Raw genomic sequence first — 23,117 nt, forward strand, 5'->3', positions numbered from 1 at the left:
TACCGCGTTAGGTAAATCGGCGGACGGACTGCGGGCCGGGCCGTCAAGCGCCCGTTTCTCCCGCATCATTTCTCACTTGGCAGTAAGTTCGGCTTCCGTATCGGCTAGTTTGCGATCACCGGATGGGAGGATACTAGTCCCCCAATTTCGCGCCTGGGAAGCACAAATTGTGAAGTAGGGGGCCCGCACATTAAGTGAGTGTGCTGCCTCCGATAAGCAGTAACGGCGCAGTAACGCGCGTCTGGTCAACTCGATTCTGTGTTCCCTCGCATGTGAGGACGGGGTAATGGAACAGGGGTGGAGTTCCCTCCGGGTGGCGGACCTGGCGCTGGACGTTCCCAGCGCGCTGGCCCCCTCGCCTGAGCACGGCATCGAAGGCAGCGCCGCTGTCTTGGAGGGTGCCGGCATCCGCCTGACCGTTGATGCGAGCCTCTTCGCCGACCCCCTTACCCGCTATGCAGCCAAACCGGGCTACGAACACTGGCGGGAAGCCGTGGGCAGCCTCATCGCTGACTTCGTCGTGTTCGAGGAGGGCGGCACCCGCACGGTTGCCGCCACCATTCCCGGCCGCGCCACCGCCGTCGTCCATCTGCCCGCCGGCGCCCAACGGGACGTCGCCCTGCAGATCCTGCGAAGCATCAGAACAGATCAAGGAGAATCCAATGCCTGAAGAGCAGTACCGCGGGGCCCCGTACCTCGCCGCCGTCGAAAACACGGCCCCCGGCGAGCGCCATGCCGGCTTCAGCAAGGTGCAGGCGTACCTCGAGCGGTTCGGCTACCTGGGCCCGGCCACGCCCAGGGAACCCGGAGTCCTGGACCACCCCACCGAGGGGGCCCTGCGGAGTTTCCAGGAGTTCTTCCACCTGCCGGTCACGGGCGTTTTCGACGACGCCACCCGCGAAGCCATGATGCGGCCGCGCTGCGGGCTTCCCGATGTGCGGCCGGGCGAACTCGCCTTCTCCACCACGTGCGCGTGGGCGGACCGGACCCTGACGTACGCGTTCGACACCGGCACGGACGACGTCGCCGGGAACGCCGAGTTCGACGCCATCCGGCGCGCCATCCAGACCTGGCAGGCCGTGGGCGGGCTGACGTTCACCGAGGTGGCCGTGGGCTCCAGCCCGGACATCCGCATCGGGTGGCGCCCTGCCGCGGACCCGGACCACTCCATGGTGGGCGGCGTCCTGGCCCACGCCGACTTCCCGCCGGGCTGCAGCGTCATCACCACCACGCTGCCCAAACCGGTCCACTTCGATGACAGCGAGCATGTGTGGAGCGTCGGCGCCGTGGCCAGCGCTTTCGATATCGAGACGGTGGCACTTCACGAGTTCGGCCACATTGTGGGGCTCGCGCATACCAGCGTGGCGAACGCCGTGATGGCCCCCACCGTCTCCGCCAACTTCACCAAGCGCGCCCTCACCCAGGACGACATTGACGGTTTCCGGGCCCTGTACCCGGCTGCCCCTGCCGCCTGGTCCGGCTGGAACTCCCCGGGCGGCATCATTACCTCGGACGTGACCGTGGCCAACAACAAGGACGGCCGGATGGAGGCCTTCGCCCGGGGAACCGACGGCGCCGTGTGGCACCGCTGGCAGACCACCCCCAGCGGCGACTGGTCCGGCTGGAACTCCCTGGGCGGGGTGATCACCTCCGAGATAGCCGCAGCCAACAACCAGGACGGCCGGCTGGAGATCTTTGCCCGGGGCACGGACAACGCCCTCTGGCACCGATGGCAAACCACCCCCAACGGCAACTGGGCCGGCTGGAACTCCCTGGGCGGCGGCATCACGGGACCCGCGGCGGTGGGGCGTAATGCGGACGGACGGCTTGAAGTCTTCGCCCGCGGCAACGACGGCGCCGTGTGGCACCGCTGGCAGACCGCCCCGAACGGCAACTGGGCCGGCTGGCGCTCCCTGGGCGGGGTGATCACCTCCGAGATCGCAGTGGGCAGGAACGCGGACGGCCGGCTGGAGATTTTCGCCAGGGGCACGGACAACGCCCTCTGGCACAAATGGCAGACCGCGCCCAACGGCAACTGGTCCGACTGGCGCTCCCTGGGCGGCATCCTCACATCCAACATCACCGTGGGCACCAACGCCGACGGCCGCCTGGAGGTCTTTGTCCGCGGCACGGACAACGCCCTCTGGCACAAATGGCAGACCGCACCCAACAGCGGCTGGTCCGACTGGCGGTCCCTGGGCGGGCTGCTGACGTCGGACATCGCTGCGGGCAGGAACGCGAGCGGCCGCCTGGAGGTCTTCGTGCGGGGCACGGACAACGCCCTCTGGCACAAATGGCAGACCGCACCCAACAGCGGCTGGTCCGACTGGCACTCCCTGGGCGGCATCCTCACATCCAACATCACCGTGGGCACCAACGCCGACGGCCGCCTGGAGGTCTTTGTCCGCGGCACGGACAACGCCCTCTGGCACAAGTGGCAGACCAGGCCGTTCCTGACCGAGGAGTCCACCGGGGCATCAGGCGCCGCGTCCATGACCGGGGAGGGCGGCGGGGACACGGCCAGCGCCCTGGAACAAACGGTGGAGATGCCGGCCGGCACCATGGAGGAGAGCGTCACCACCAACGGCCATCAGCAGCCCGCGGGCATGCCGGGCGGGAGCATGGACGGCGGCACAAAGGAGCCGGCGGGCGGCCGCGGCGGCACCGTCAAGGAGCAGGGGAAGATGCCGGCGGGAAGCATGGGCGCCTGACCTGCTGCTCAACTGAAGCCTACGACGACGGCGCGCCCCCGCCGTCGTACGTCACCAGGGGAACTACCCGTCGAACCGCGCGCTGGTGCTTTCCTGCGGCACCACCACGTGCACGGCGTTGCGCTCGATGGTGAAGTCGGCGGGCGTGGCGGTGGCGATTTCGCCGTCGAGGTTCACCGGCATCAGCGGCTCGGTGACTAGGCGGACGCGCTGGCAGGTCAGGTGGTGCACGCCGTCGCGCTCCACGAAGCTGCCGCTCTTGAGCATCCGGGCAATCCTGATGTGCTCCCGGAGCGGCGCCCCCGGGATGGCGTAGACATCCAGGAGGTGGTCGTCGATGCCGGCCGTGGGCGAGACCGCATTGCCGCCGCCGTAGTGCCGGCCGTTGCCAACCGCCACCTGCAGCAGGTTGTCCAGCTCAAGCGTTTCATGGTCCCCGTCCGGGAACTCGAGGCGGGCACGGAACGGCTGGTGCCGGGCGTAGGCCCGGACGGCGGCAACGCCGTAGGCCACCGGGCCGAGGTAGCGCTTGAGGCGGGGGCTGAGGGTTTCGGTGACACCCACCGAGAGGCCCACGGAGGCAACGTTCAGGAACGGCTTGCCGTTCACCCGCCCCATGTCGATATCCACCACCTTCCCGCCTGCCAGGGCAGCGCACGCCCCGGGAAGATCGGCCGGGATTTCCAGGGTGCGGGCAAGGTCGTTGGCCGTCCCCAGCGGAAGGACTCCCAGCACGATCCCCGTCCCGGCGAGCCGGCCGGCGGCGAAGGACACCGTCCCGTCACCGCCGCCAACAATCACAAGGTCGTGCCCGCCGGCAACCACCCGGTCCAGGGTTCCGGCCAGCTCGGTGCCGGACAGGACCTGGTGGACGGCTGAGACGGGCAGGCCCGAACTGCGCAGCAGGTCCACCGCCAGCGCCGGCCCCGCCGATCCCAGGCGCGCCCCGGCGTTGATCACCACGGCAGCGGACTTCGCCTCTTGGGCAAGCATCATGGGGAACATCCTAGGCCGGGCGGGCTGGGAAAGCCCTGAGTGGTCGCCCCGGCACAGGCGGGCGGGACGGTGCGCCCTGCGAGACGGAAGACGGACGACGGCGGTGCGCGGCCGCCGTCGTACTGGTCATGGGCGGTGCCGCCCATGTTTGGTGCCGCGCAGTCAGGAACGGTTGGTGTAGACGTCGCTGCCGAAACGGTTCAGGCCCGGGGCGGCGGCGTAGCCGAGGTAGGGCAGGCCGAAGATGTCCTCGATGCTGCCTAGCAGGCTGTAGTGGTTGTAGGCCCGCTGTGATGTTGTGCCGGCTTTGACCTGCGGGGACAGGACCAGCGCACCCACCCGGCCGCCGCCGGCCCCTCCGGGCAGCGGGGAGGCGGCGCTTTCCTTGCCTTTGGCCTCGTCGAAGGTGATGACCAGGACCCCGTCCTTCTGGAACGCCGCGGAGGCCAGGATGTCCGGGACGTGCCTCTTGAGCCATGCGTCTGCTTTGGGCAGGCCGCCCTTGGAGCCGTCGTGGCAGGGGTCGTCGTGGCCGTCGTTGCAGAGGTTGGGGCTGATGTAGGACAGGTTGGCTGTGGTGTCCAGGGAGGTGAGGTCGGCGGCCAGGTTGCTGAAATCCACCACGTTCGCCTGGCATTCGGGCGAGGACGTGATGGAGGTGAAGTACACAAACGGATTGTGCCGGGTGGCGTACTGGGTCTCGGCGCTGGCGTTCTGGTTGGGGTCCTTTTTGCCCATCTCAGGGTGGCGGCACGGTGTTCCCATGTCCTCCATGTAGCCCTTCCAGGACTTCCCTGCCTCGCTGAGCTGGCCGGCCAGGGTGGGGACCGAATCGGGGTACACGCAGCCGGTACCCTGCACCTGGCCCGGACTGGAAGTCCCGGTGACGGTGAAGGCCTCGTAGGTGTGGCAGTCGCTGCTGGTGGCCGGGTTGGGGCCCTGCCCGGAGAGCTGTGCGATGTAGTTGGGCAGCGATGAATGTCCGATCGCGTAGTACTCCGTCAGCAGCACGCCCTGTTCCCTCAGGGTCTTGGCGAGGTACGGGGCCGGCGAGTCGGCGCCCCACACCTTGTGGTACGACTTGTTCTCGAGGTTGATCACAAACACGTGGCCGAGTTTTCCGTCCACGCTCCCGGAGGCCGGTGGATCTGGCGCCGGGCTGGGAGCGGTTTGGCACCCGGCAAGGACAGCCGCCGCGATGCAGGCCAGCGCTACTGACCCGCGCCGGCGTGTGCGGGACGGTTGCTTGGGATTGTCAGCCGTCTTCACGTGTCCTGCCTCCCGACAAGGACGGCCGCAGTACCGTCCACCTGGAGGTTATCCTGCCATTCCGGCCCTGCGGCACGGATGGGCCTAAAGCCCTGCAGCGGCCTACCCGGCGAGCGCAAAAGCGGCAACCACCAGGCCGATCACCAGGACAATATTGACGATCACGTACGGCTGGATGCCGCGCTTTGGCGCCGTGGCCATCCTGCGGCGGCCGTGCTTGCGGTTGATTACTTCTGCCATGCATCGAACCTATGCAACGGCGGGAACTGGGGGCCCGAGTAATTCCTACTCGTTTTACTAATCCCCCACCACTGGGGCGCACTGGGGCGCACTGGGGCGCACTGGGGCGCCAGCAGCATTCATTGCGTCCAGGCGGGCACGTTCCTATGGTGTACCCATGGCATTCAATCAAGTCCAGAGCGATTACGACCAACTCCAGGGCCTCCTGGCCACGTTTGAGGACCTGAGGGGTTTCCTGAACGGGTTGACCGTCCTCGGGTCCAAGGTGATGACGGAAGCCGCGGGGGCCAACATTGAGTGTGCCGTCACCTTGGTCAGGCAAAAGCGCCCGGTCACGATTGCCGGCAGCAGCGAAGTTGCCGTCCGGCTGGATGAGATTGAGCAGGCTGTTGGCGGCGGGCCCTGCACCGAGGCGCTAAAGACCGGCAGGCCGGTCCTGCTGCCGGACGTCGCGTCGGACCGGCGCTGGCCCAGATACAGCAGGGCGCTGGCTGCGGCCGGATGCGGCAGCTGCCTCGGTGTGCCCCTCGACCCCGGGGAGAATGCGGCGGCGGCGCTGAACCTGTTTGCTTCCCCGGCCGGTCCGCTCACGGAACCGATGATCGCCAGGGCCACGGCATTCGCCGAATCGGCGGGCCAGGCGATGGCTTTGGCAGTCAGAATCGCGGCGAAGGACGAACTCACCCATGATCTGCGGGCTGCCATGGAAAAGCGGACGGTCATTGACCTGGCCGCGGGAATCATCATGGGACAAAACCGGTGCACGCAGGAAGAGGCCATGAATATCCTGATGGCGGTCTCCAGCAACCGCAACCAGAAACTGGCTGCGGTTGCCGAGGAAGTGGTGGCAGGCGTCTCGGGGAGCCGGGACGTGCGCACGCACTTTGACGATTGAGCCCAGTTCCCCGCGCCCCTACTGCTCCCGGCGGGTCTCCTGCAGCCGCTTGATGAACCAGCGGGACTGTTCCGGGCCATAGGGCAGGACGGGGATGGCCTTGGTGGCGTCGTCCGGGGTGTCCCGGATGGACTGGCGTGCCTGGCGGACCGCGGTGCTCAGGGTGTTGGCCATGGTCTTGACGAACTGGTCGCTGCACGGTTTGCCGTGTCCGGGAATCAGGAATTCGTAGCGGTGGCGCAGCGCTGAGATGTGCCGGAGCGCATCCGCCCACTCTTCAGGGTAGGAGTCCTCGAAGGACGGGTGGGCACCCTGCTCCACGAGGTCGCCCACGAACAGGGTGGTGGGGGTGCCCACCACCAGGTCGCCGTCGGTGTGGCCGCGGCCCAGGTAGAACAGGGTTGCGGTCAGCCCGCCCAGGTCCACCAGCACCGGCTGGTCCTTGACGATGGCGTTGGGGACCACGAGTTCCACGTTCTGGCCCTCGCCGGTGGACATTTCCGGTTCCAGGGTCCCCACGAAACGGCGCTGCAGGTCCCCGCGCTCCTCGATTTCGGTGGCGCAGTTCTGGTGGGCCCAGAACTCGGTGACGCCGGCCTCGGCGAACACCGCATTACCGAAGAAGTGGTCGTAGTGGGCGTGGGTGTTCACCACCACGAGCGGCAGCTGGGTCTTCTCCCGTACGGCGTCCAGGATCTCCCGCCCCTGCCGCGGGCCGCAGCCGGTATCGATCACCATGGCCCGTTCGGACCCCACCACCAGTCCCGTGTTGAGCAGCGATCCTTCGGTGACCAGCACATAGTTGTCAGCGCCGACTTCGAGCCATTCCTGCATTGTTTCTCCGTACCTCCGGCAAAAGCAGTGTTCGTTCAGGGGTCGATTCTACCCAGCGCCCCTTGTGGTTTCCGGGAGGCGGCAACCGGCTATTTCTTTTTCCAGACGGCTACCCAGTCAACGTAAACGTGGCCGCTGGTTTCGGGGAGCGGACAGCCCGTCAGGCAGGACTCCGTCTGCAGGAGGTAGCGCATCGGCTTGTCCGGGACGAGTGATGTGGCAACGCCTATGGACGTGCCATCAAGAAAGAATTCGATGCGCCCGGGGCTCCACTCCGTGGTGGCGGTGTGCCATGACGTAAAGGGAACGTTGGGGCGGAAGACGTCGAACGTATGCTTCCCGTTTGCGTCGAGGCCGTGCACGGCAGCGTAGATCACCCTTGACAGGTCCCCTTCGGGAAAATCGATCTCCCCATCCTCCGGCCATTGTTTGCTGACGGGCCACAGCAGCCAGGCTGCTTTGAATCCCGGCAGGGAGTCGGCTTTGAAGCGCACTGAATAGCGCCCGTATACCTGGCTGTTGTAGGGCCACTCCGTAAACCGCGCAAATTTGGGAGACGGGGCCGCGCCCATCGATACACCATTTTCCGTGTGCAGATACATGTCCAGGACGCCGTCATGAACGCTCAAGACCTTCGACGGATAGTAGCCGGACGGGGCCTGGCCCTTGGGGAAGGTTTTGCCATGGGTGTCCGGAGTGCCGTCCTTGTAGCCCTCGCTCCACCTAGTGCCGTAGGGCCCCGGGAAGCCGCCCAGGGGAACATCACCGTCAGCAAAGTCCTCGGCAAAGACCTGCTTCCAGCCAGGCAGATCGCCCACCGGCATGACCTCCGAGTCCGAAGTTGGGGTTGGGCCGGAGGCAGCGCTGGGTGTGGCGCATAGGAGACCCGGTAAAACCAGGATCGAAACAAGCATGTGCGCCAGAGAATACTTCCGGGACGTGGCCAAAGGTGTCACTCCGTCCAGAAGGAGTTGGTGCCTTTAACGCTACGGGGTGGGCAGCACATCGTCATGAGTGCGGGGTACTCGACTTTCTGATGCGTCCTACCTCCATGCACAGCTGCCGGGCTCCGAACAGGCACCAAAGCCGCGCCTCCCGCTCCCCAAGGAAGCTATTGCAGACTTTCCACGCATTTAGGGCTGCATGGCTGGACAACTTCGGACGGGGGTGACGCGCATTCCTCGCCCTCGACGCGCAAAAACGATGGCGCGGCCCATATACGGGTAGCGCCATCGTCTTTGGGCGTCGGTAAAACTTATGCGCGCCGAAAACGCGTATTAGAGGCTCCAGGAAAACCAACATCAAGTGATAGAGGGTCTCAGGGAAACCAACATCGAGTGAGAGAGGATCTCAGGAAAACCGGGATTAAGTGAGAGAGCGTCCGGGGTGGGGGTGGGGATAAGGGTCAGAGGTCGGCGAGGAGGGCTGTTGGGTTTTCGATTGCGTCGGCTACGAAGCGGAGGAAGCCGGCTGCGGTGCCGCCGTCGCAGACGCGGTGGTCGAAGGTGAGGGTCAGCTCGGTGACCTTGCGGACGGCCAGTTCACCGTTCACCACCCACGGCTTGTCGATGATACGGCCCACGCCCAGGATGGCCACCTCGGGGTGGTTGATGATCGCCGCGGACCCGTCCACACCGAACACCCCATAGTTGTTGAGCGTGAACGTGCCGCTGCCGAGCTCCGTGGGGGTCGCCTTGCCCTGGCGCGCGACGTCGGTGAGCCGGCGGATCTCGGCGTCCAGTTCGCGGGCGGTCAGCTTTTCGGCGGCGCGGACGGACGGGACCACCAGGCCGCGGTCGGTCTGGGCGGCAATGCCGAGGTTGACCCCGTCAAACGAGACGATCTCCTGCGAGCCGTCCTCCGCGGTTTCGATGCGGGTGTTCAGCTCCGGGTACTTTTTTAGCCCGGCTGTGACAAAACGTGCAATGAACGCGAGCAGTCCGGGCACCTGGGCTCCGCCGGCTTTGAGCCCCTCACGCAGTTCCATCAGCCCGGTGGCGTCCACATCCACCCAGACAGTCGCCTCGGGGATCTCGGAGCGGCTGCGGGCCATGTTGGTGGCAACAACCTTGCGGACGCCCTTGACCGGGGTCCGGGAGGAGATGGGCAGGCCGGTCCGGGCGTCGGTGCCCTGGGTTTCGGCAGGCTTGGCTGCGCCAGGCTCAAGCACCGGGCTTGCGGCAGGCTGGGCTTCGGCGGGCTTAGTCTTGACAGGCTCAGCTACCGGGGTGCTGATGGCGGCTTCCACGTCGCGGCGCATGATCAGGCCGCCCTCGCCGGAGCCCGGGAGTTCGCCGAGGTCCACGCCGTGCTCCCGGGCCATGCGCCGGACCAGCGGTGAAATGACGGCGCCGAGCCGGCCGGGGACCCGGGTGCGCAGGAGCGAAAGGTCCACGTCGGCACCTTCGGCCGGACCGCCGTCGGCCGCTCCATCCTCCAGCGGGAGGGTGCTGACGGAGCCGGCCGAAGAAGCTTTCCGCGCCCGGGTGCGCCGGGCAACACCGTGGCCGCCGGGCGTCCCATACCCAATGAGCACGTTCCCGGACCCGGCCTTTTCTTCTTCCCGATAGGTTTCGGCCGCCGTCTCTGCGGCTGTCGACGCGGATGATGCCGCCCCGGGAGTGGCATCGGGCCTGTCGGAGCCGGACGACATGCTGCTTGCGGCATTGTCGTCCGCCGAAGGGGCGGGGGCGGCACCATCCGTGGCGATCCCGGTTACCAACGGCGTCACCGAAATCAGCGGCTTCCCCACATCCAGCGTCTCCCCCGGCTGCCCGTGCAGCTCGGCCACGATCCCGGCGTACGGGGACGGCACCTCCACGGTGGACTTGGCGGTCTCCACCTCTGCGATGGGCTGGTCCACGGAGATGGTGTCCCCCACGGCAACGTGCCAGGACACGAGCTCGGCTTCGGTGAGGCCCTCGCCCAGGTCCGGCAACAAGAACACGCGTGTTTCACTCATGGTCAGTTCTCCCACTGAAGGTCGTCAACGGCGTCGAGGATGCGGTCCACGCCGGGCAGGTAGTACTTCTCAAGCTTGGGCGCCGGGTAGGGGATGTCGAACCCGGTGACGCGGCGGATGGGGGCGGCCAGGTGGTGGAAGCAGCGCTCCTGCACCCGGGCCACGATCTCTGAGGACACGGACGCGAAGCCGTGGGCCTCGGCGATCACCACGGCCCGGCCGGTCTTGCGGACGGACTCGCTCACGGTGGCGTCGTCGAACGGCACGATGGTGCGCACGTCGATGACTTCCAGCGAGCGCCCTTCCAGCGCGGCGGCCTCGGCGGCGGCGAGCGCGGTGGGTACGGACGGGCCGTAGGCGATCAGCGTGGCGTCCGTGCCGGGACGGGCGACGGCGGCACGCCCCTCAGAGGACCGGCCCGCCTGGGCGTTGGCGGAGTGGGCGGAACGCAGCTCGGCAAGGTCCACCAGGTCCTTGGACCAGTAGAGCTTCTTGGGTTCCATGAAGATGACGGGATCGTCCGAGTCGATGGCCTCGCGGAGCATCCGGTACCCGTCCGCCACGGTGGCGGGGGTGAACACCTTCAGGCCGGCGGTGTGGGCGTAGTAGGACTCGGAGGAGTCGCAGTGGTGCTCCACTCCCCCGATGCCGCCGCCGTAGGGAACCCGGATCACCATGGGCAGCTTCACGGCGCCCTTGGTGCGGTTGTGCATCTTGGCCACGTGGCTGACGATCTGCTCGAACGCCGGGTAGGCGAACGCGTCGAACTGCATCTCGATCACCGGGCGCATGCCGTTGATGGCCATGCCCACGGCCATGCCCACAATGCCGGACTCGGCCAGCGGGGTGTCGAAGCAACGCTGCTCCCCGAACGTGGCGGTAAGCCCGTCGGTGATGCGGAAGACCCCGCCCAAGAGCCCCACGTCCTCGCCGAACACCAGGACGGAGGAATCGGCGTGCATGGCGTCGGCCAGGGCAGTGTTCAGCGCTTTGGCCATGGTGACCGGCTGGGGGCCGGACGCCGCGGACAAAGCGGCGGCGGAGGCAGCGGCCCGGGCAGTTGCAGCAGAAACGTTGCCGTTGGCCTCGGAGGAAGTGGTGATGGTGGGGCTCACTTGCCGGCCTCCTGTGCTGCTGCGCTCTGGGGTGCGGGGTTCTGGGATGCTGCCGCGTCGCGGGCGAGTTCGTCGGCGAGCAGGGCGGACTGTTCCTTCAGCTGCGGTGTGGTCTTCTCGAACACGTGACGGAAGAGCTCCTGCGGGTCCACGGGCACGTCCTCGCTGAGCCCGTCGCGCAGCTGCGTGGCAACCGCTTCCGCCTTCTCGCGGATCCGCGCCTCGCCGTCGTCGTCCAGCAGGCCGCGGTCCGTCAGGTAAGTGCGCATCCGGTTCACGGGGTCCTTGGCCCGCCACTCTGCAACCTCAGAGCTTTCCCGGTAGCGCGTGTCGTCGTCGGCGTTGGTGTGGGCCTGCATGCGGTAGGTGTTGGCTTCCACCAGCAGGGGGCCCGAGCCGCCCCGGCACAGCGCAACGGCGCGGTCCAGGACGGCGAGGAGGGCCACCACGTCGTTGCCGTCCACGCGTTCGCCGGCCATGCCGTAGCCCACGGCCTTGTGCGCGAGCGACGGCGCCACGGACTGGTGTGCCAGCGGCACGGAGATGGCGTACTTGTTGTTCTGGACGAAGAAGATGACGGGCAGGTGGAAGACGGCGGCGAAGTTCAGTGCCTCGTGGAAGTCGCCTTCGGAGGTGGCACCGTCGCCGCACATGGCCAGCACCACGGTGTCCTCGCCGCGGAGCTTGGCGGCGTGGGCCACGCCCACGGCGTGCAGCAGCTGGGTGGTGAGCGGGGTGCACTGGATGCCCACCTTGTGCTCAAGGGGATCGAACCCGCCGTGCCAGTCGCCGCGGAAGATGGTCATCACCTGCACGGGGTCCACGCCGCGGGTCATCACGGCGACGGCGTCGCGGTAGGTGGGGAACATCCAGTCGCCTTCGGAGAGGCACAGGGCGGCGGCCACCTGGCAGGCTTCCTGGCCGTGGCTGGAGGGGTAGACGGCCATGCGGCCCTGCCGGACCAGGGCGGAGTTCTGGTCGTTGACGCGGCGTCCGACGACGAGCTGCTCGTAGGCGGCCAGCAGTTCCTCATCGCCGGGAAGGGGGTATTCGTGGCCGGGTTCGGTGCCCTGCTCACCTTGCGGCTTGAGCCGGCCGTCCGGGTCGACCATCTCGATCTGGTGCCGGGCGGGAAGCATGTAGTCCTCGGCCGTGATGCCGAACTTCTTGGCAGCCTCGGAGAGGGCGTCCTCGGCGGGCGCCTGGCTGGCTGCGTCCGGGTGCGCGGTGTGGTCTGCGGAGATCGTCATTGTTCCGTCCTTCTGTTGCCACTATTCCTTCCCAGTATCGTCCTGTGGCTGGTTTCGTATCCAGCACCGAGAAGAATCGTGGAGAAGCTGCCAGATTTCAGCTCATCCGGGAGACGAATTGTAAGTGTGAGCTGGATTACTGACCGGGCCGTAGACAATTTGGCAGGCAGGGAAAGCGGGAATGGCTTGAGCCTGGAACGCGGCAGTAAGCACGGCTCCGGTTGGGAATGGCCTGTCCCGCCGCTGGGGATTGGAACTCTGAATGGCTCAAGTTTGAGGCGCTGCCGCGTCACAAGCCAAGCATTAGCGCAGGATTTCCTTTTTCGTGCCACCCGTGTTCTAAGCTCCGAATATCACCAACAGCTGCAACGTTGCAGCACTATGAGAAAAGAACACATATGGGGGCATCTCAGAGGCGGCTTCTGGCCGCCGCTGCTTCACTTGCCATCGCAGCGTCCAGCATCGGATCCGTTGCACCGGCCATCGCAGCACCAACCACCGTCACCAACGAGCAGGTTACGGAACCAACAAACCCACCCGCTGAAACACCAGAAGCTTCGACTGGAACGTCAGGGGCACCTGCAACCACGGAGGCGGACACGCCGGCAGCAGAAGAGCCAACTGCTTCCGCAACCGCAACGGCGCAACCAGAAGCACCTGTGCCATCGGAGGGGCCCAAGATAACTTCAGCCGAAAGCCTGAACTCGGCCAGCGAGTCCGGAACAACCTTCGGCCAAGTCTTTGGGCTCCTGGGCTCCCTGAAGGTCCTCCCGGAAGATACGTCGGCCTACGACAGGGACCTGTTTGAGCACTGGATTGACGCTGACGGGGACGAATGCAATACGCGCAAGGAAATCCTGATTGCAGAATCACAAGTCCCGGCCACTGTCGGCGCGGGCTGCACCGTAACGGCCGGCCAGTGGACTGGATGGTACGGCGGAGGAACGGCCTACGACGCCTCTCAGATCGAAATCGACCACTTTGTTGCCCTGTCCGAAGCGTGGGACTCAGGCGCTGCCTACTGGACTCCGGAGCAGCGCCGCGACTTCGCGAACGATATGGTGATTGGCGAATCGTTGGAGGCCGTCCCCTCGGCGGTAAACCAGAGCAAGAGCGACCATGACCCCACCGGCTGGCTCCCAGAAGACCCAACTGTGTGGTGCAAGTACGTCACCTCCTGGCTGAAGGTTAAGTACCGCTGGAACCTCGCTGTCGACCAGGACGAATATTACGGAATTGAGCGGATCCTCTCCCTCGGAAGTTGCGGCTACGACACCCTTTACTACCCGGAAAAGGCCAACACTTCCGAGCCGACTGCAAACAGGACCTACCTGGTGCAGGGCGCCATTGGCGCCAAGCATGCAACAGCAGCGGGGGTGTTGGGTGCTCCCACGTCCGAGGAATTTGCCAACCAGCGCTTCGGCGGATTATACCAGCTCTTCGAGCGCGGCACCATCGCCTACCTCGCGCAATTCGGTGCATACATGGCCGTTGGTGGGATCAACACCGTCTGGCATTCAATCGGAGCCCAGAACAGCGACCTCGGCTACCCGACGTCTGACGAGTATGCCCCGATGGCCGGCGGTGTGATGCAGAACTTCCAGTTTGGAAAGATCTCGTGGAACCCCGTGACCGGTTCCAGGATCACTAAGGGTGGCATCGGCGTCACGTGGGACAACGCTGGCGGGCCGTTGAGCGGGCTGGGCTACCCCACAACGGATGAATACGCCCCCATGCCCGGGGGTGTCATGCAGGGTTTCCAGTACGGCAAGATTTCCTGGAACGCCGCAACGGGTTCACGCATCACCAAGGGCGGCATCGGCGCTACCTGGGACAAGGTGGGTGGCCCCCTCAGCGGCCTTGGGTACCCCACCACCGATGAGTACGCCACAGCCAACGGCGGCGTTACCCAGGCTTTCCAGTACGGCCAGATCGTCTGGTCGCCTGCTACGGGCTCCCGCTTTATCAAGGGCGGCATCGGCCAAACATGGATCAATGCCGGCGGACCCGGTAGCGGGCTCGGATACCCCACATCGGACGAGGTCGGAGGCCTCGTTGGCGGTGGTGCGAAGCAGTACTTCCAGGGCGGGGAGGTTGTGTGGTCCCCCGCTTCAGGTGCACGCGTCATGACCGGCGGCATCCGGTCCGCCTGGGTGGGTCAGGGCTCCGAGGGTGGACGCCTGGGTTACCCGACGACCAATGAGTACGCAGCTAGTGGCGGCGGGTACTCGCAGGACTACCAGGGCGGCCGCATCACCTGGCGCTCAGGCAGCGTGAACATCGAGTACGCCTCTGATGCCTACAAGCCGGCTCCTGCGCCCGCACCGGCACCAGCACCAGCACCAGCACCTGCACCAGCACCAGCACCTGCACCTGCACCTGCACCTGCACCTGTTTACTATGCGAACTGCACTGCAGTACGCAACGCCGGAGCTGCTCCGCTGTACTGGTGGCAGCCCGGCTACCGCGCCGCACTCGACGGCGACCTGGACGGCATCGCCTGCGAACGCTAAGCAGCCACGAGAAGGCCCCACCCTCTGCTAGAGGGTGGGGCTTCTTGGTCCACGGGCGTACAACGCATTCCCGGCCAGCCGCGGGAGGGGAGACCGTTCCGGCCAAGCCGATAGGTCCCGTGGAGTGCCCCTTAGCGCCTGCCACAGCAGGTCGTTAGCAACTGTTAGAAAGCGGCCCCACCAACTGCGCTGGTTAGGGAAGGCCCGCCGCACCTTTAGGGCAGCTTAGAACAGCGTTCCCGCGAGGAAGGCCGCGTAGCACGCAGCAGCCGCGATCGCGACGCCGTCACGAGCCCGCCTCGGTGCGTCCACGGCAACCAGGACGCCCACGACGGCCAGGAGCGCCCAGCAGGCCGGATGCCCCCAACGAATGGCGAGTTCCTGCACTCCGGAGGTTTGCGCGGCTTTGTCTGGCACGATGGCAACCCACAGGCCTGCCATGCCGGCTGCCGCGACAGCCCCCGCCAGGCCTGAGGCCTTCCGATGGCTCAGCGCCCACTCGGACAGCATCGGCCGCAAAGGACCACCCTCCCGGCGCTGCCCACCACTCATGCTCCGGACCCCTTTTCCAGCACCCCGCATCCGCGGCCGCCACGCCCACATAGTAACTCCGCGGTGTTCCGTGCCGCTTCATCCGGACTTGTTCCTGCTGGTGTCACTCTCGTTCGGCCCGAACGTCAGCGGCTGAGATCGAGTGGCGCCTTTGGTCCGGCACGGCATGGTCCAGGAAGACCGTCACATGTTCAGTCCTGACGTTGACACTATTCCTTCCCAGTATCGTCCTGCGGATGGTTTCGTATCCAGCACCGAGAAGAATCGTGGAGAAGCTGCACGATTCTGCCTACACTGGGAGACGATTTGTAAGTGTGAGCCAGATTACTGACAGGACGCGTGGACAAAATGGCAGCCAGGGATGCCGGGACAGAACCCGTCCCGCTGGACGAGATCGACCGCAGGATCATCGCGGAGCTCACCCGGGACGGCCGCATGTCCGTCACGCAGGTAGCGGAGAACGTCCACATCTCCCGGGCGCACGCCTATACCCGGATCGCCCGGCTGACCAGCGAGGGTGTTTTGTCCAGGTTCACGGCGCTGGTGGACCCGATCAAGGCCGGGCTGCGGTCCTCCGCCTACGTGACCCTGAAGCTGAAGCAGGACGCCTGGCGGGAACTCCGCGACCAGCTCGGAGCCATCCCCGAGGTGCACCACGTGGCCCTGGTGGGCGGCGACTTCGACGTGATCCTCCTGGTCCGCGCCGTAGACAACATCGACCTGCGCCGGGTCATCTTCGACCAGCTGCAGTCCATGCCGGGCGTGCTCGATACCCAGACGTTCCTGGTGTTTGAGGATCTGGACACGCGGTAGCCCTGTGCCGCGGGCCAGGTCTTCCAGCCCGCGGCACAGCAGACGCCCGTGCTACAGGCGGCGCACGCCCCGGAAAGCTTCGGCGTAGTAGCCCGTGCCGTCGAGGATGGAGCGCCCCTTCACGTCGCCCAGGGTCGGCCCGTTCGAAGACTTCCGGCTTGAGATGAACCGGTGCTTTCCGTTGGTGTCGGTGCCCAGGAATATGCCCACGTGGTCAATCTGTCCGGCGCTGTCCGCTTCCGCGTCAAAGAACACCAGGTCTCCGGGCTGCATCCCGTCGAACGTTTTCACCTGTGCTTTGCTCTTGCGGATCAGCACGCCTGGGGCGTCCTCGAACATCTGGAAACTGCGCCGTGGCAGCAGCCCGGGCGCCGGATTAAGCGTCATGGGCATGCCGCCCCGGTAGCCGAACAGCATCCTGATGAATCCGGAGCAGTCCAAGGCCCGGAGCTCATCAGGCTCCGGGGCGTCCCATTTTCCGGCATAGTCCCACCGGACGCCCATATAGTCGTTGAAGTCGGCACCTTCCCGGAGTGTTCCGTCTGCTGAAGCTGCGCCGTAGCCGGCGTCGCCCGCAATCCGCAGTCCCGCGGGGTCGTACAGTGCCGGTGCCCCGGAAACGTACTGCATGGCCATGTCCAGCAGATCCGGGGACGTGTCGGCAGTGGCTGAACGCAGCCATGGCTGGTCAACGGTGCCCGTGTACGGCTGGGGCAGCAGCCGGACATGGACCGAGCTGACCACGGCCGCGCTGACTGCGGGCTCGGAGAAGGTCCGCTGTGGCCCGGCGAGCGCCACGGTCCGCGCACCGTGCGTGAAGGTGGCCACCCACTCCCCTGCGCGGGAGAACACCTCCGTTTGGTTTGTTCCGGTTTTTTCCGTGACGACGAACTCCTCGGATGACGTGAAAAAGGACGTGGTTGTTGGGATCAGCAGTCCGAAGACTGCCAGGGCGCCCCCCAGGCGCGCGAAGATATGCAACATGACCTGAAGATACCGAACAGGCTCCCGTTCGGCGGGCGGACATGCGGCCTGCGGATCACCGGGTTGCGGGCAGCGGTCCCGGCGCGTCGGGTCCCGCTGCCGGATCCAGCGTGAATTCAGCTGAAACGTCGGGTCCCCCTTCCACTGAGTCGTAGAGCCGGCCGGCCGCGCCGGGGGCCGCCCATTCAATCAGCCGGATGTTGTCCACGTAGAGACTGGATGAGAGCGTCTCGCTGTTCGGGGGCGCCAGCCTCACGTAGGGCTGTGCTGCGGTGATGCCCGGCGGGGCCACCGCATCGATCCGCACCAGTTCACACGTTGAGTCCGCTGGCGATTCGGGAATGGGCACCTGGACGCCTCCGGTGCTCGGCCCCTTGTTTCCCTCGTACCAGCTGAGTTCGATGCTGCCGCCCCGTGACGCGCCCCGGATTTCGGCCAGCAGGGTGAGGCTGCTGCCGGGGGTGATCTGCTGCCGGTGGCTGGTGCTGACGTACACGTCCTCGAGGCTGACGGGGCTGCGCAGCAGCTGCAGTCCCAGGCCGTCGCCGCAGGCTCCGGCGGAGGATATTTTGGCAAACTGGCCGAGCGTCCACAGGGCTGAGGGCTGGGCCACCCTGTGCGCGTCCCGGTCCGTGAAGCTGCCGGTTCCCCAGAGCAGGTCCTGGCCCACGCGGACCTGCTGTCCCCGCCCGGAAACCCACCACCCCGGCGCGATCCGGTGCACCCCGGCGGGTACGGGATGCATGGACGCCGTCCCCGGTTCAGGAGTGCCCGGGCTGACGGTGGCGCCCTGCCGGTCCAGCTGGGCTACCCCCTGGACGGTTCCGGCGGCGATCCGTGCGCTTGAATCCGCCAGGTCCCCTACCGCCGGCAGGGGTACGAAATCCTGCAGGGAAAGGGCGTCTGTGCTGGCCACGGGTGTGCCGTCCGGCGTGATTTCCACGCGCAGCAGGTAGCTGAGCATCGTGGACCACAGGGTCTGGTCGAACAGCAGGTTTCCCATGCTGTCGGCGGCGAGCCCGTCCTGGGTTGATGCCAGGCCGCCCACCACGTGGGGATGCCCGTTGACCACCACCCGCGCGCCGGCGTCCTGGGCCGCCTGGGTGAGTTTCCGGATGATGGGCGACTGGACCCGCTGGTACTCCACGTCGCCGTGCATCATGACCGTCACCACGTCGGCGGTCGCTTTCGCGTCGCGGACGGCGGCCTGCAGCCTCTTGGTGGAGCATTCGGCTGCGCCGGGGGTGCCAGGTCCGGCGACGTACGGAATCTGTCCCGGTTTGCCGTCAACGGTGGTGCAGCTGATGAAGGCGAGGGATCGTCCGCGGACCGTGATCTCCGCGGGCTTCCAGGCCTCGTCCTCCGTCAGTCCGGCGCCGGTGTGCAGGACTCCCGCCTGGTCCAGCGCCTGCATGGTGCTGGTGATGCCGGGTCCCAGCGCGTCGGCTGCGTGGTTGTTTCCCAGCGTCACCAGGTCCACCCCGGACCGCTTCAGCGCTTCGGCTGATTCCAGGGCGCTGGCGAAGGCGATGTCCTTGGTGGGATGGAATTCGGCCGGCCGTTCGCCGTCGCTGAAGTAGGGGTTTTGGACCAGGGGCGATTCGAGGTTCACGATGGCGATGTCGCTGTCGTTCAGCAGCGGGGCCACGCCGGCCAGCAGGCGGGTGTGGTCGTCCACGGAGGCGCCGGGGTCCAGGTGCGGGTCCTGTCCCGGGGGTGCCTCGTAAAAGCGCCGGCCGAACATGGCGTCACCGCCGAAACGGAGGGAGACTGCCCCTTCTTCCGCGCGCAGCACCAGCCGGAGCGGCGCACCGGCGGTCCCGGCGGCGGCACGGGTCAGGTGTCCGGCCTTCCGGGCGGTGTACACGGCGGTGCGGTCCACGGGAAAGGTTCCGTCCGGGCCCGTCCGGACTGTCTCCCCGGCAGCGCTGGCCACCTCCGCGCCGGCGATCGGCTGCCCGGTTTCATCCGTCACCAGGCCCGTCCCCTGCGCGGGGCGCGGCGTCCCGGCCTGTGGCTGACCGGCCTGGAGCTGCCCGGCCACATGGGAGGTAAGCGGAATGGCCGCACCCAGCAGGACGGCCGCAACAGCGGCTCCCAGGAGCTTGGGCAGGGTGCCGGGCCGGCGCCGTGGCGCGGTGCCCCGTCCAGGTGAGGGACGACGTCGGCCTGGCCCCACGGGTGTCACCGGAACCATCCCAGCAGGACGGCCGCGGCGGCGGCCAGGTTGGTGAGCCCGTAGGCGCCGACGCCGGCAAGCGCCGAGCCCCAGAGGGTTTTTTCCCATCCCTGCCGCTGGGCGTCGTTGGCGAGGAGCGCCGGAACCATCAAGGTGACCACTGTCAGGCCGCGCCAGGGCACGAAGGACTCATTCGTCAGCCGCATCACTGCCACTTCACCGGACCAGGTCACCAGGGCGGCAACCAGGATCATGGTGGCCAGTTTGCGCCGGCCGAACAGCAGGAGCCTGGGCATGAGCAGGTGCACCACAATGACGTACGTGAGCAGCGCGCTGGCAAGGGCGAAGGCCAGCTCGGTCCAGCGCGGACCCACCAGGGCGAGGTAGCCGCCGGTGACGAAGCCGCCGGAGCGCAGGTCCAGTTTCTCGAAGATCAGCATGCCCAGGGCCACGCTGGCCACCACGCCCACAATGATGAACTCGCGGGGGTACCCGAGCACGGAGGCGAGCTGGGCGGAGTCCGGTTGCGGGACGGCGTCAATGAGCAGGAGGACTTCCTCCAGGACGTAGACAATGAGGGCAAGGATGGCTGTGGTGGCGGCGATAGCCTGGAGGGTCCGTTTGGGGCCCTGCCTGCCCATGTCGTGGGCAATAATGCCCGGGATCAGGAAGCCGATTCCGGAGAGGGACAGCAGCATGGGTGAGAAGCTTCCCAGCATCCCGGCCGCCAGGGTCCCGATCCCCACGAAGCCCAGGCCCACCAGCAGTTCGACGTCGAATTTGCGGCGCCCGTAAAGGATCTTGCGTTTGGGAAGCCACACGTGGGTGACGCTCCAGGCTGCCAGCCCGGCGGCCACGGTGGAAATGATGAGCAGCGGGTGGGGCAGCGAGATGGCCAGGTACGCCGGGACGATGGCCCCGCCGGTGGTCAGCTGGACCTTCTCGTAGAAGATCATGCTGACCACAAGGCCCAGGACGATCGCCAGCCGGATCAGTTCGGGCGAATGCAGGTACTCACGCAACGGTGCGGTCCCTGTCATCCGCCGAGGCAATGGCGTGCTGCGCGGCCCGCAGCCGGAGCATCGCCAGCGGTGCCCGGTGGGGCTCCCGTGAGGCGGCAAGCTCGTCGATGCCGTCGTCGCCGTCGCATTCGCTGAAGTAGTGGAGCAGCATTTCGGCCTGCTCGGTGTGGATGTTGACCATTCCGATCAGCACTCCGTGGTCGCCTTCCACCAGTCCGGCGATCGCCTCGAGCATCTGGTCCAGGGTGGGGCGGACGGTGTCGCCGAGGTTGAGGATCCGTTCGCGGGGGAACCCGCCGGCGGTCATCATGGACGTGACCGCGTCCTCGTAGGCGCCCATGGTGACCACTTTGTCCAGGTAGCCGCTGAGGTCGTTGGGGACCATGGTGCCGAACAGTTCCGCGCGCCGGCCCCGGTCCTGGCGGTTGTTGAGAATGCCGATCACGGAGGACGTTTCGTCGTGGGTGGTCTGGAGCTGTTTCAGGGCGAGGATCACGCTTTCGCGGTCGTTGGCGGCGAACATCGGCACCCAGGTGATTTTCTTGCCCAGGACGTCGTAGGTTTTCAGCCGCACCACGCCGACGTCTGGCACGGTCTTCCACATGCCGGTGATGGCTTTGTCGCGGCTGATGCCCAGGTATTCGGCCACGGCGAGGCCCACGGCAACGTTGGATTTGAACTCGATGTGGCCGAAGCCGCGCATGTCCTCGTCCCGCACGGCGGAAGCGTCCGCGTAAAGCGTGGAGCTGCCGCGCTCCTCTGCTGTCCTGCGGAGGCGTTCGCGGATCCCGTCCCGGTCCTCGGCGGTGATCAGGATGCCGTTGGACGGAATGGTCCGGGCCATGGAGTCGGCGATCTCCTCGAGGGTTTCGCCCATCTCCTCCTGATGGTCTTCCCGGACGTTGGTGATGATGGTGATGTCCGAGCGCACCATGTAGTCCTGGGCGTACTGCTGGTATTGCGGCCGCACGGCCATGCACTCGATCACCAGGGCTTCCACGCCGTGCCGGACGTGGTCGCGGACAATGTCCACCTGTTCGATGATGGTGGCGGCGCCGAGGCGCCGGATGGGCGTCTCCTCGCCGGTGGTCCCGATGACCCGGGCGGCGGATCCGGTGGTTTTGGCCACGGTGATGAATCCGCCTTCGCGGAGGACGCCTGCCACCAGCCGGGTGACGGAGGATTTGCCGCGGATGCCGTTGACGTGGATGCGCACGTCCAGCTGTTCGAGCCGGCGGTGGTGGACTGAGGCCGTGTACTTCCAGTAGACGATGAGGGCGAGGGTGACGGTGGCCAGTACCAGCAGCCCCACTTCGCTGGCGGACATCAGGCTGCTGTCCTGGCCGGAACAGCGGAACGACGGCGGGCGGCCTCGTCCAGCCGCAGGCCCGGGACGCTGGACAGTGCTTCCGCCCTTGCCGGGGATTCGGTGAGGACAACAATGTTGCCTTCGAGGCGCAGGGCAGCGGACGCCTGGGGGCGGGTGCCGGCGGCGCGGTCGGCGTAGGTGGCCCTGGCCATGGCGGGGACCACCGCCTGCTCGAAGCGGAGGGCAGTGTCCGCGTCGCCGCCGGGGACCACCATGGCCAGCACGTTGGGGGCCAGGAGCACAGGGTGCATCCGTCCGGCGGCTGAGGCTTCAAAGGTCCTTGCCACAGCGCGGAAGGCGTGGGCGGCCTGTTTGGGGGTGACGCCGTCCCGGACCGTCACGTGGACCGTGACAAGGGCCAGGTGTTCGCCGGCCCGGCGGGCCTGCCCGGCTTCCAGGTCCAGGAGGGCCCGGCCTTCGGCTGCGGACAGCAGCCCCTGGGATGCGCCGGCTCCGGCCGCTGCGGGCTGCTGTGATCCGGCTGCCTGCTGGCGGCGGAGGTAGGCGGCGGTGAGTCCGAACAGCCATCCGTAGGTGATGAAGGCGCAGACTGCGACGACGGAGAAGGCCGTGCTGCCGCGGCCCCAGTCGCCGTTCAGCGTATGGAGTCCGATGTGCGCGGCCGCTCCTGCCAGGCCAACCACCAGGCCGCCTGCCGCACCTGCGCGCAAGGATGCCGCCAGCACGAGCGCCACCACCAGGAGTTCCGCCCACACCAGGCGTGAACCGTCCGTGACGGCAACGATCGAGATGGCCGTGGTGAGCACGGCCAGCAGCAGGAGTGTTGTCAGTCTGTCAGTCCAGGCCGGGGTCGTCCCGCCGGTCGTCTCCGGTGTCATGCTTCTTGCGTCCGTTCCATCGGAAGTGTGCGAGGGCAAAGAGGAGCGCAAAGACCACTAGTCCAAGGGCTCCTCTGACGGCGAGTTCGTCCCAGCTCACGCGACGCCGATGTTCAGCAGGAAGGCAGGGCGGAGGGAGGCGCTCATTGAAAAGCCTCTCCCTTGCCGTGGATCTCCCTGAGGAGTGCGGAACATACAGAAGCACCCTCGATTTGCTTTAGACCGGAAGTTCAGGGTGCTTTCTATTAGGGTACGGAGTGGACGTTTGACGCTACAACTTTTGGTGTACTCGTCTTTTGGGCACCCCACTACTTGGATTGAAGAGGCCCGTGGTGAGGCGCACGAAACATGCCCGAAACACGGGCGGCTGGGGTTCACTTGGGCAGAAACTCCGAACCCCCGCTTCGGTCATGGTTCGTCTTTACCGAAACTTTTACCGCCCTTGGTGGGGAGGCCACGGTCGGAGCATGCGATTGGCGAAAGGCATTTCGCCCAGTATTCACAAGACCTCCGCCAGCGGGGCGGGGCGCATCTTTGACAAGTTGTAGGACCGGCTTGAGCCTCAGACGCGGCA

The 23,117-nt window shown here is 66.6% G+C and carries 20 protein-coding genes; 5 read left to right on the forward strand and 15 right to left on the reverse strand.

Going from position 1 to position 23,117, the window contains the following annotated elements:
• Positions 1-286: 286 nt before the first annotated feature.
• Together AC4BCK_RS15550 and AC4BCK_RS15555 are read left to right on the forward strand one after the other, a co-directional pair.
• Entirely contained in the window at positions 287-670 is a 384-nt protein-coding gene (locus tag AC4BCK_RS15550; protein ID WP_174180642.1) for a hypothetical protein, read from the forward strand.
• On the forward strand, positions 663-2,711 hold the full coding sequence (locus tag AC4BCK_RS15555) for a DUF8189 domain-containing protein (RefSeq protein ID WP_490566107.1): 2,049 nt from the start codon (positions 663-665) through the stop codon (positions 2,709-2,711). The genes AC4BCK_RS15550 and AC4BCK_RS15555 overlap by 8 nt, the downstream gene beginning before the upstream one ends.
• 63 nt (positions 2,712-2,774) lie before the next feature.
• Here AC4BCK_RS15555 and AC4BCK_RS15560 read toward each other — a convergent pair whose 3' ends face one another.
• The 3 genes from AC4BCK_RS15560 to AC4BCK_RS15570 form a co-directional block, all read right to left on the reverse strand.
• Positions 2,775-3,716 (reverse strand): lipid kinase, encoded by a 942-nt coding sequence (locus AC4BCK_RS15560; RefSeq protein ID WP_490566108.1) that lies wholly within the window; start codon positions 3,714-3,716, stop codon positions 2,775-2,777.
• A 153-nt stretch (positions 3,717-3,869) separates the two neighbouring features.
• Positions 3,870-4,814: an alkaline phosphatase family protein gene (locus tag AC4BCK_RS15565; protein WP_490566109.1), complete on the reverse strand. Its 945-nt coding sequence runs from the start codon at positions 4,812-4,814 to the stop codon at positions 3,870-3,872.
• 264 nt (positions 4,815-5,078) lie between these two features.
• On the reverse strand, positions 5,079-5,216 hold the full coding sequence (locus tag AC4BCK_RS15570; protein ID WP_490566110.1) for a hypothetical protein: 138 nt from the start codon (positions 5,214-5,216) through the stop codon (positions 5,079-5,081).
• A 157-nt stretch (positions 5,217-5,373) separates the two neighbouring features.
• Here AC4BCK_RS15570 and AC4BCK_RS15575 point away from each other — a divergent pair, with 157 nt between their 5' ends.
• On the forward strand, positions 5,374-6,111 hold the full coding sequence (locus tag AC4BCK_RS15575; protein ID WP_490566111.1) for a GAF and ANTAR domain-containing protein: 738 nt from the start codon (positions 5,374-5,376) through the stop codon (positions 6,109-6,111).
• An 18-nt stretch (positions 6,112-6,129) separates the two neighbouring features.
• Here the strand turns inward: AC4BCK_RS15575 and AC4BCK_RS15580 are convergent, their stop codons facing one another.
• The 5 genes from AC4BCK_RS15580 to AC4BCK_RS15600 all read right to left on the reverse strand — a co-directional run bounded on the left by AC4BCK_RS15580 (position 6,130) and on the right by AC4BCK_RS15600 (position 12,272).
• Positions 6,130-6,945, reverse strand: a complete 816-nt coding sequence (locus tag AC4BCK_RS15580; protein WP_066278351.1) for an MBL fold metallo-hydrolase — start codon at positions 6,943-6,945, stop codon at positions 6,130-6,132.
• An 89-nt stretch (positions 6,946-7,034) separates the two neighbouring features.
• Positions 7,035-7,763 carry a glycoside hydrolase family 16 protein gene (locus tag AC4BCK_RS15585; protein ID WP_490566112.1) on the reverse strand — a complete coding sequence of 243 codons (729 nt, stop codon included), beginning with the start codon at positions 7,761-7,763 and terminating at the stop codon, positions 7,035-7,037.
• Between the two features lie 587 nt (positions 7,764-8,350).
• Positions 8,351-9,907 carry a dihydrolipoamide acetyltransferase family protein gene (locus tag AC4BCK_RS15590; protein ID WP_490566113.1) on the reverse strand — a complete coding sequence of 519 codons (1,557 nt, stop codon included), beginning with the start codon at positions 9,905-9,907 and terminating at the stop codon, positions 8,351-8,353.
• Between the two features lie 2 nt (positions 9,908-9,909).
• Positions 9,910-11,022 carry an alpha-ketoacid dehydrogenase subunit beta gene (locus AC4BCK_RS15595; RefSeq protein WP_490566114.1) on the reverse strand — a complete coding sequence of 371 codons (1,113 nt, stop codon included), beginning with the start codon at positions 11,020-11,022 and terminating at the stop codon, positions 9,910-9,912.
• Positions 11,019-12,272: a thiamine pyrophosphate-dependent dehydrogenase E1 component subunit alpha gene (locus tag AC4BCK_RS15600; protein ID WP_490566115.1), complete on the reverse strand. Its 1,254-nt coding sequence runs from the start codon at positions 12,270-12,272 to the stop codon at positions 11,019-11,021. The genes AC4BCK_RS15595 and AC4BCK_RS15600 overlap by 4 nt, the downstream gene beginning before the upstream one ends.
• Positions 12,273-12,931: 659 nt before the next feature.
• Here AC4BCK_RS15600 and AC4BCK_RS15605 point away from each other — a divergent pair.
• On the forward strand, positions 12,932-14,785 hold the full coding sequence (locus AC4BCK_RS15605; RefSeq protein WP_490566116.1) for an excalibur calcium-binding domain-containing protein: 1,854 nt from the start codon (positions 12,932-12,934) through the stop codon (positions 14,783-14,785).
• Between the two features lie 225 nt (positions 14,786-15,010).
• Here the strand turns inward: AC4BCK_RS15605 and AC4BCK_RS15610 are convergent, their stop codons facing one another.
• Positions 15,011-15,337, reverse strand: coding sequence for a hypothetical protein (locus tag AC4BCK_RS15610; protein WP_490566117.1), 327 nt, complete (start codon positions 15,335-15,337; stop codon positions 15,011-15,013).
• Positions 15,338-15,685: 348 nt separating this feature from the next.
• Here AC4BCK_RS15610 and AC4BCK_RS15615 point away from each other — a divergent pair, with 348 nt between their 5' ends.
• Complete coding sequence (locus tag AC4BCK_RS15615) at positions 15,686-16,150, forward strand: Lrp/AsnC family transcriptional regulator (protein ID WP_490566922.1); 465 nt, start codon at positions 15,686-15,688, stop codon at positions 16,148-16,150.
• 51 nt (positions 16,151-16,201) lie between these two features.
• Here the strand turns inward: AC4BCK_RS15615 and AC4BCK_RS15620 are convergent, their stop codons facing one another.
• From AC4BCK_RS15620 to AC4BCK_RS15645, 6 genes are read right to left on the reverse strand one after another with little or no spacing between them, the layout of a single operon-like run.
• Complete coding sequence (locus AC4BCK_RS15620; RefSeq protein WP_490566118.1) at positions 16,202-17,134, reverse strand: NlpC/P60 family protein; 933 nt, start codon at positions 17,132-17,134, stop codon at positions 16,202-16,204.
• 55 nt (positions 17,135-17,189) lie between these two features.
• Positions 17,190-19,313 (reverse strand): CapA family protein, encoded by a 2,124-nt coding sequence (locus AC4BCK_RS15625; protein WP_490566119.1) that lies wholly within the window; start codon positions 19,311-19,313, stop codon positions 17,190-17,192.
• Between the two features lie 5 nt (positions 19,314-19,318).
• Entirely contained in the window at positions 19,319-20,353 is a 1,035-nt protein-coding gene (locus AC4BCK_RS15630; RefSeq protein ID WP_490566120.1) for a poly-gamma-glutamate biosynthesis protein PgsC/CapC, read from the reverse strand.
• A complete protein-coding gene (gene pgsB, locus AC4BCK_RS15635) occupies positions 20,328-21,662 on the reverse strand; it encodes a poly-gamma-glutamate synthase PgsB (protein WP_490566121.1) in 1,335 nt (444 codons plus the stop codon). Before pgsB ends, AC4BCK_RS15630 begins: the two co-directional genes overlap by 26 nt.
• A complete protein-coding gene (locus AC4BCK_RS15640) occupies positions 21,662-22,543 on the reverse strand; it encodes a hypothetical protein (RefSeq protein ID WP_490566122.1) in 882 nt (293 codons plus the stop codon). The genes pgsB and AC4BCK_RS15640 overlap by 1 nt, the downstream gene beginning before the upstream one ends.
• A complete protein-coding gene (locus tag AC4BCK_RS15645) occupies positions 22,500-22,643 on the reverse strand; it encodes a hypothetical protein (RefSeq protein ID WP_490566123.1) in 144 nt (47 codons plus the stop codon). Before AC4BCK_RS15645 ends, AC4BCK_RS15640 begins: the two co-directional genes overlap by 44 nt.
• Between the last annotated feature and the right edge of the window lie 474 nt (positions 22,644-23,117).

The organism is Pseudarthrobacter sp. As-47, assembly GCF_058215595.1.

Excerpts from the sequence above, each read along its gene's own strand:
- AC4BCK_RS15550 (WP_174180642.1), top strand. The coding sequence starts at position 287 with ATGGAACAGGGGTGGAGTTCCCTCCGGGTGGCGGACCTGGCGCTGGAC.
- AC4BCK_RS15555 (WP_490566107.1), top strand. The coding sequence starts at position 663 with ATGCCTGAAGAGCAGTACCGCGGGGCCCCGTACCTCGCCGCCGTCGAA.
- AC4BCK_RS15560 (WP_490566108.1), bottom strand. The coding sequence starts at position 3,716 with ATGTTCCCCATGATGCTTGCCCAAGAGGCGAAGTCCGCTGCCGTGGTG.
- AC4BCK_RS15570 (WP_490566110.1), bottom strand. The coding sequence starts at position 5,216 with ATGGCAGAAGTAATCAACCGCAAGCACGGCCGCCGCAGGATGGCCACG.
- AC4BCK_RS15575 (WP_490566111.1), top strand. The coding sequence starts at position 5,374 with ATGGCATTCAATCAAGTCCAGAGCGATTACGACCAACTCCAGGGCCTC.
- AC4BCK_RS15580 (WP_066278351.1), bottom strand. The coding sequence starts at position 6,945 with ATGCAGGAATGGCTCGAAGTCGGCGCTGACAACTATGTGCTGGTCACC.
- AC4BCK_RS15590 (WP_490566113.1), bottom strand. The coding sequence starts at position 9,907 with ATGAGTGAAACACGCGTGTTCTTGTTGCCGGACCTGGGCGAGGGCCTC.
- AC4BCK_RS15600 (WP_490566115.1), bottom strand. The coding sequence starts at position 12,272 with ATGACGATCTCCGCAGACCACACCGCGCACCCGGACGCAGCCAGCCAG.
- AC4BCK_RS15610 (WP_490566117.1), bottom strand. The coding sequence starts at position 15,337 with ATGAGTGGTGGGCAGCGCCGGGAGGGTGGTCCTTTGCGGCCGATGCTG.
- AC4BCK_RS15615 (WP_490566922.1), top strand. The coding sequence starts at position 15,686 with ATGGCAGCCAGGGATGCCGGGACAGAACCCGTCCCGCTGGACGAGATC.
- AC4BCK_RS15620 (WP_490566118.1), bottom strand. The coding sequence starts at position 17,134 with ATGTTGCATATCTTCGCGCGCCTGGGGGGCGCCCTGGCAGTCTTCGGA.
- AC4BCK_RS15630 (WP_490566120.1), bottom strand. The coding sequence starts at position 20,353 with ATGACAGGGACCGCACCGTTGCGTGAGTACCTGCATTCGCCCGAACTG.
- pgsB (WP_490566121.1), bottom strand. The coding sequence starts at position 21,662 with ATGTCCGCCAGCGAAGTGGGGCTGCTGGTACTGGCCACCGTCACCCTC.
- AC4BCK_RS15640 (WP_490566122.1), bottom strand. The coding sequence starts at position 22,543 with ATGACACCGGAGACGACCGGCGGGACGACCCCGGCCTGGACTGACAGA.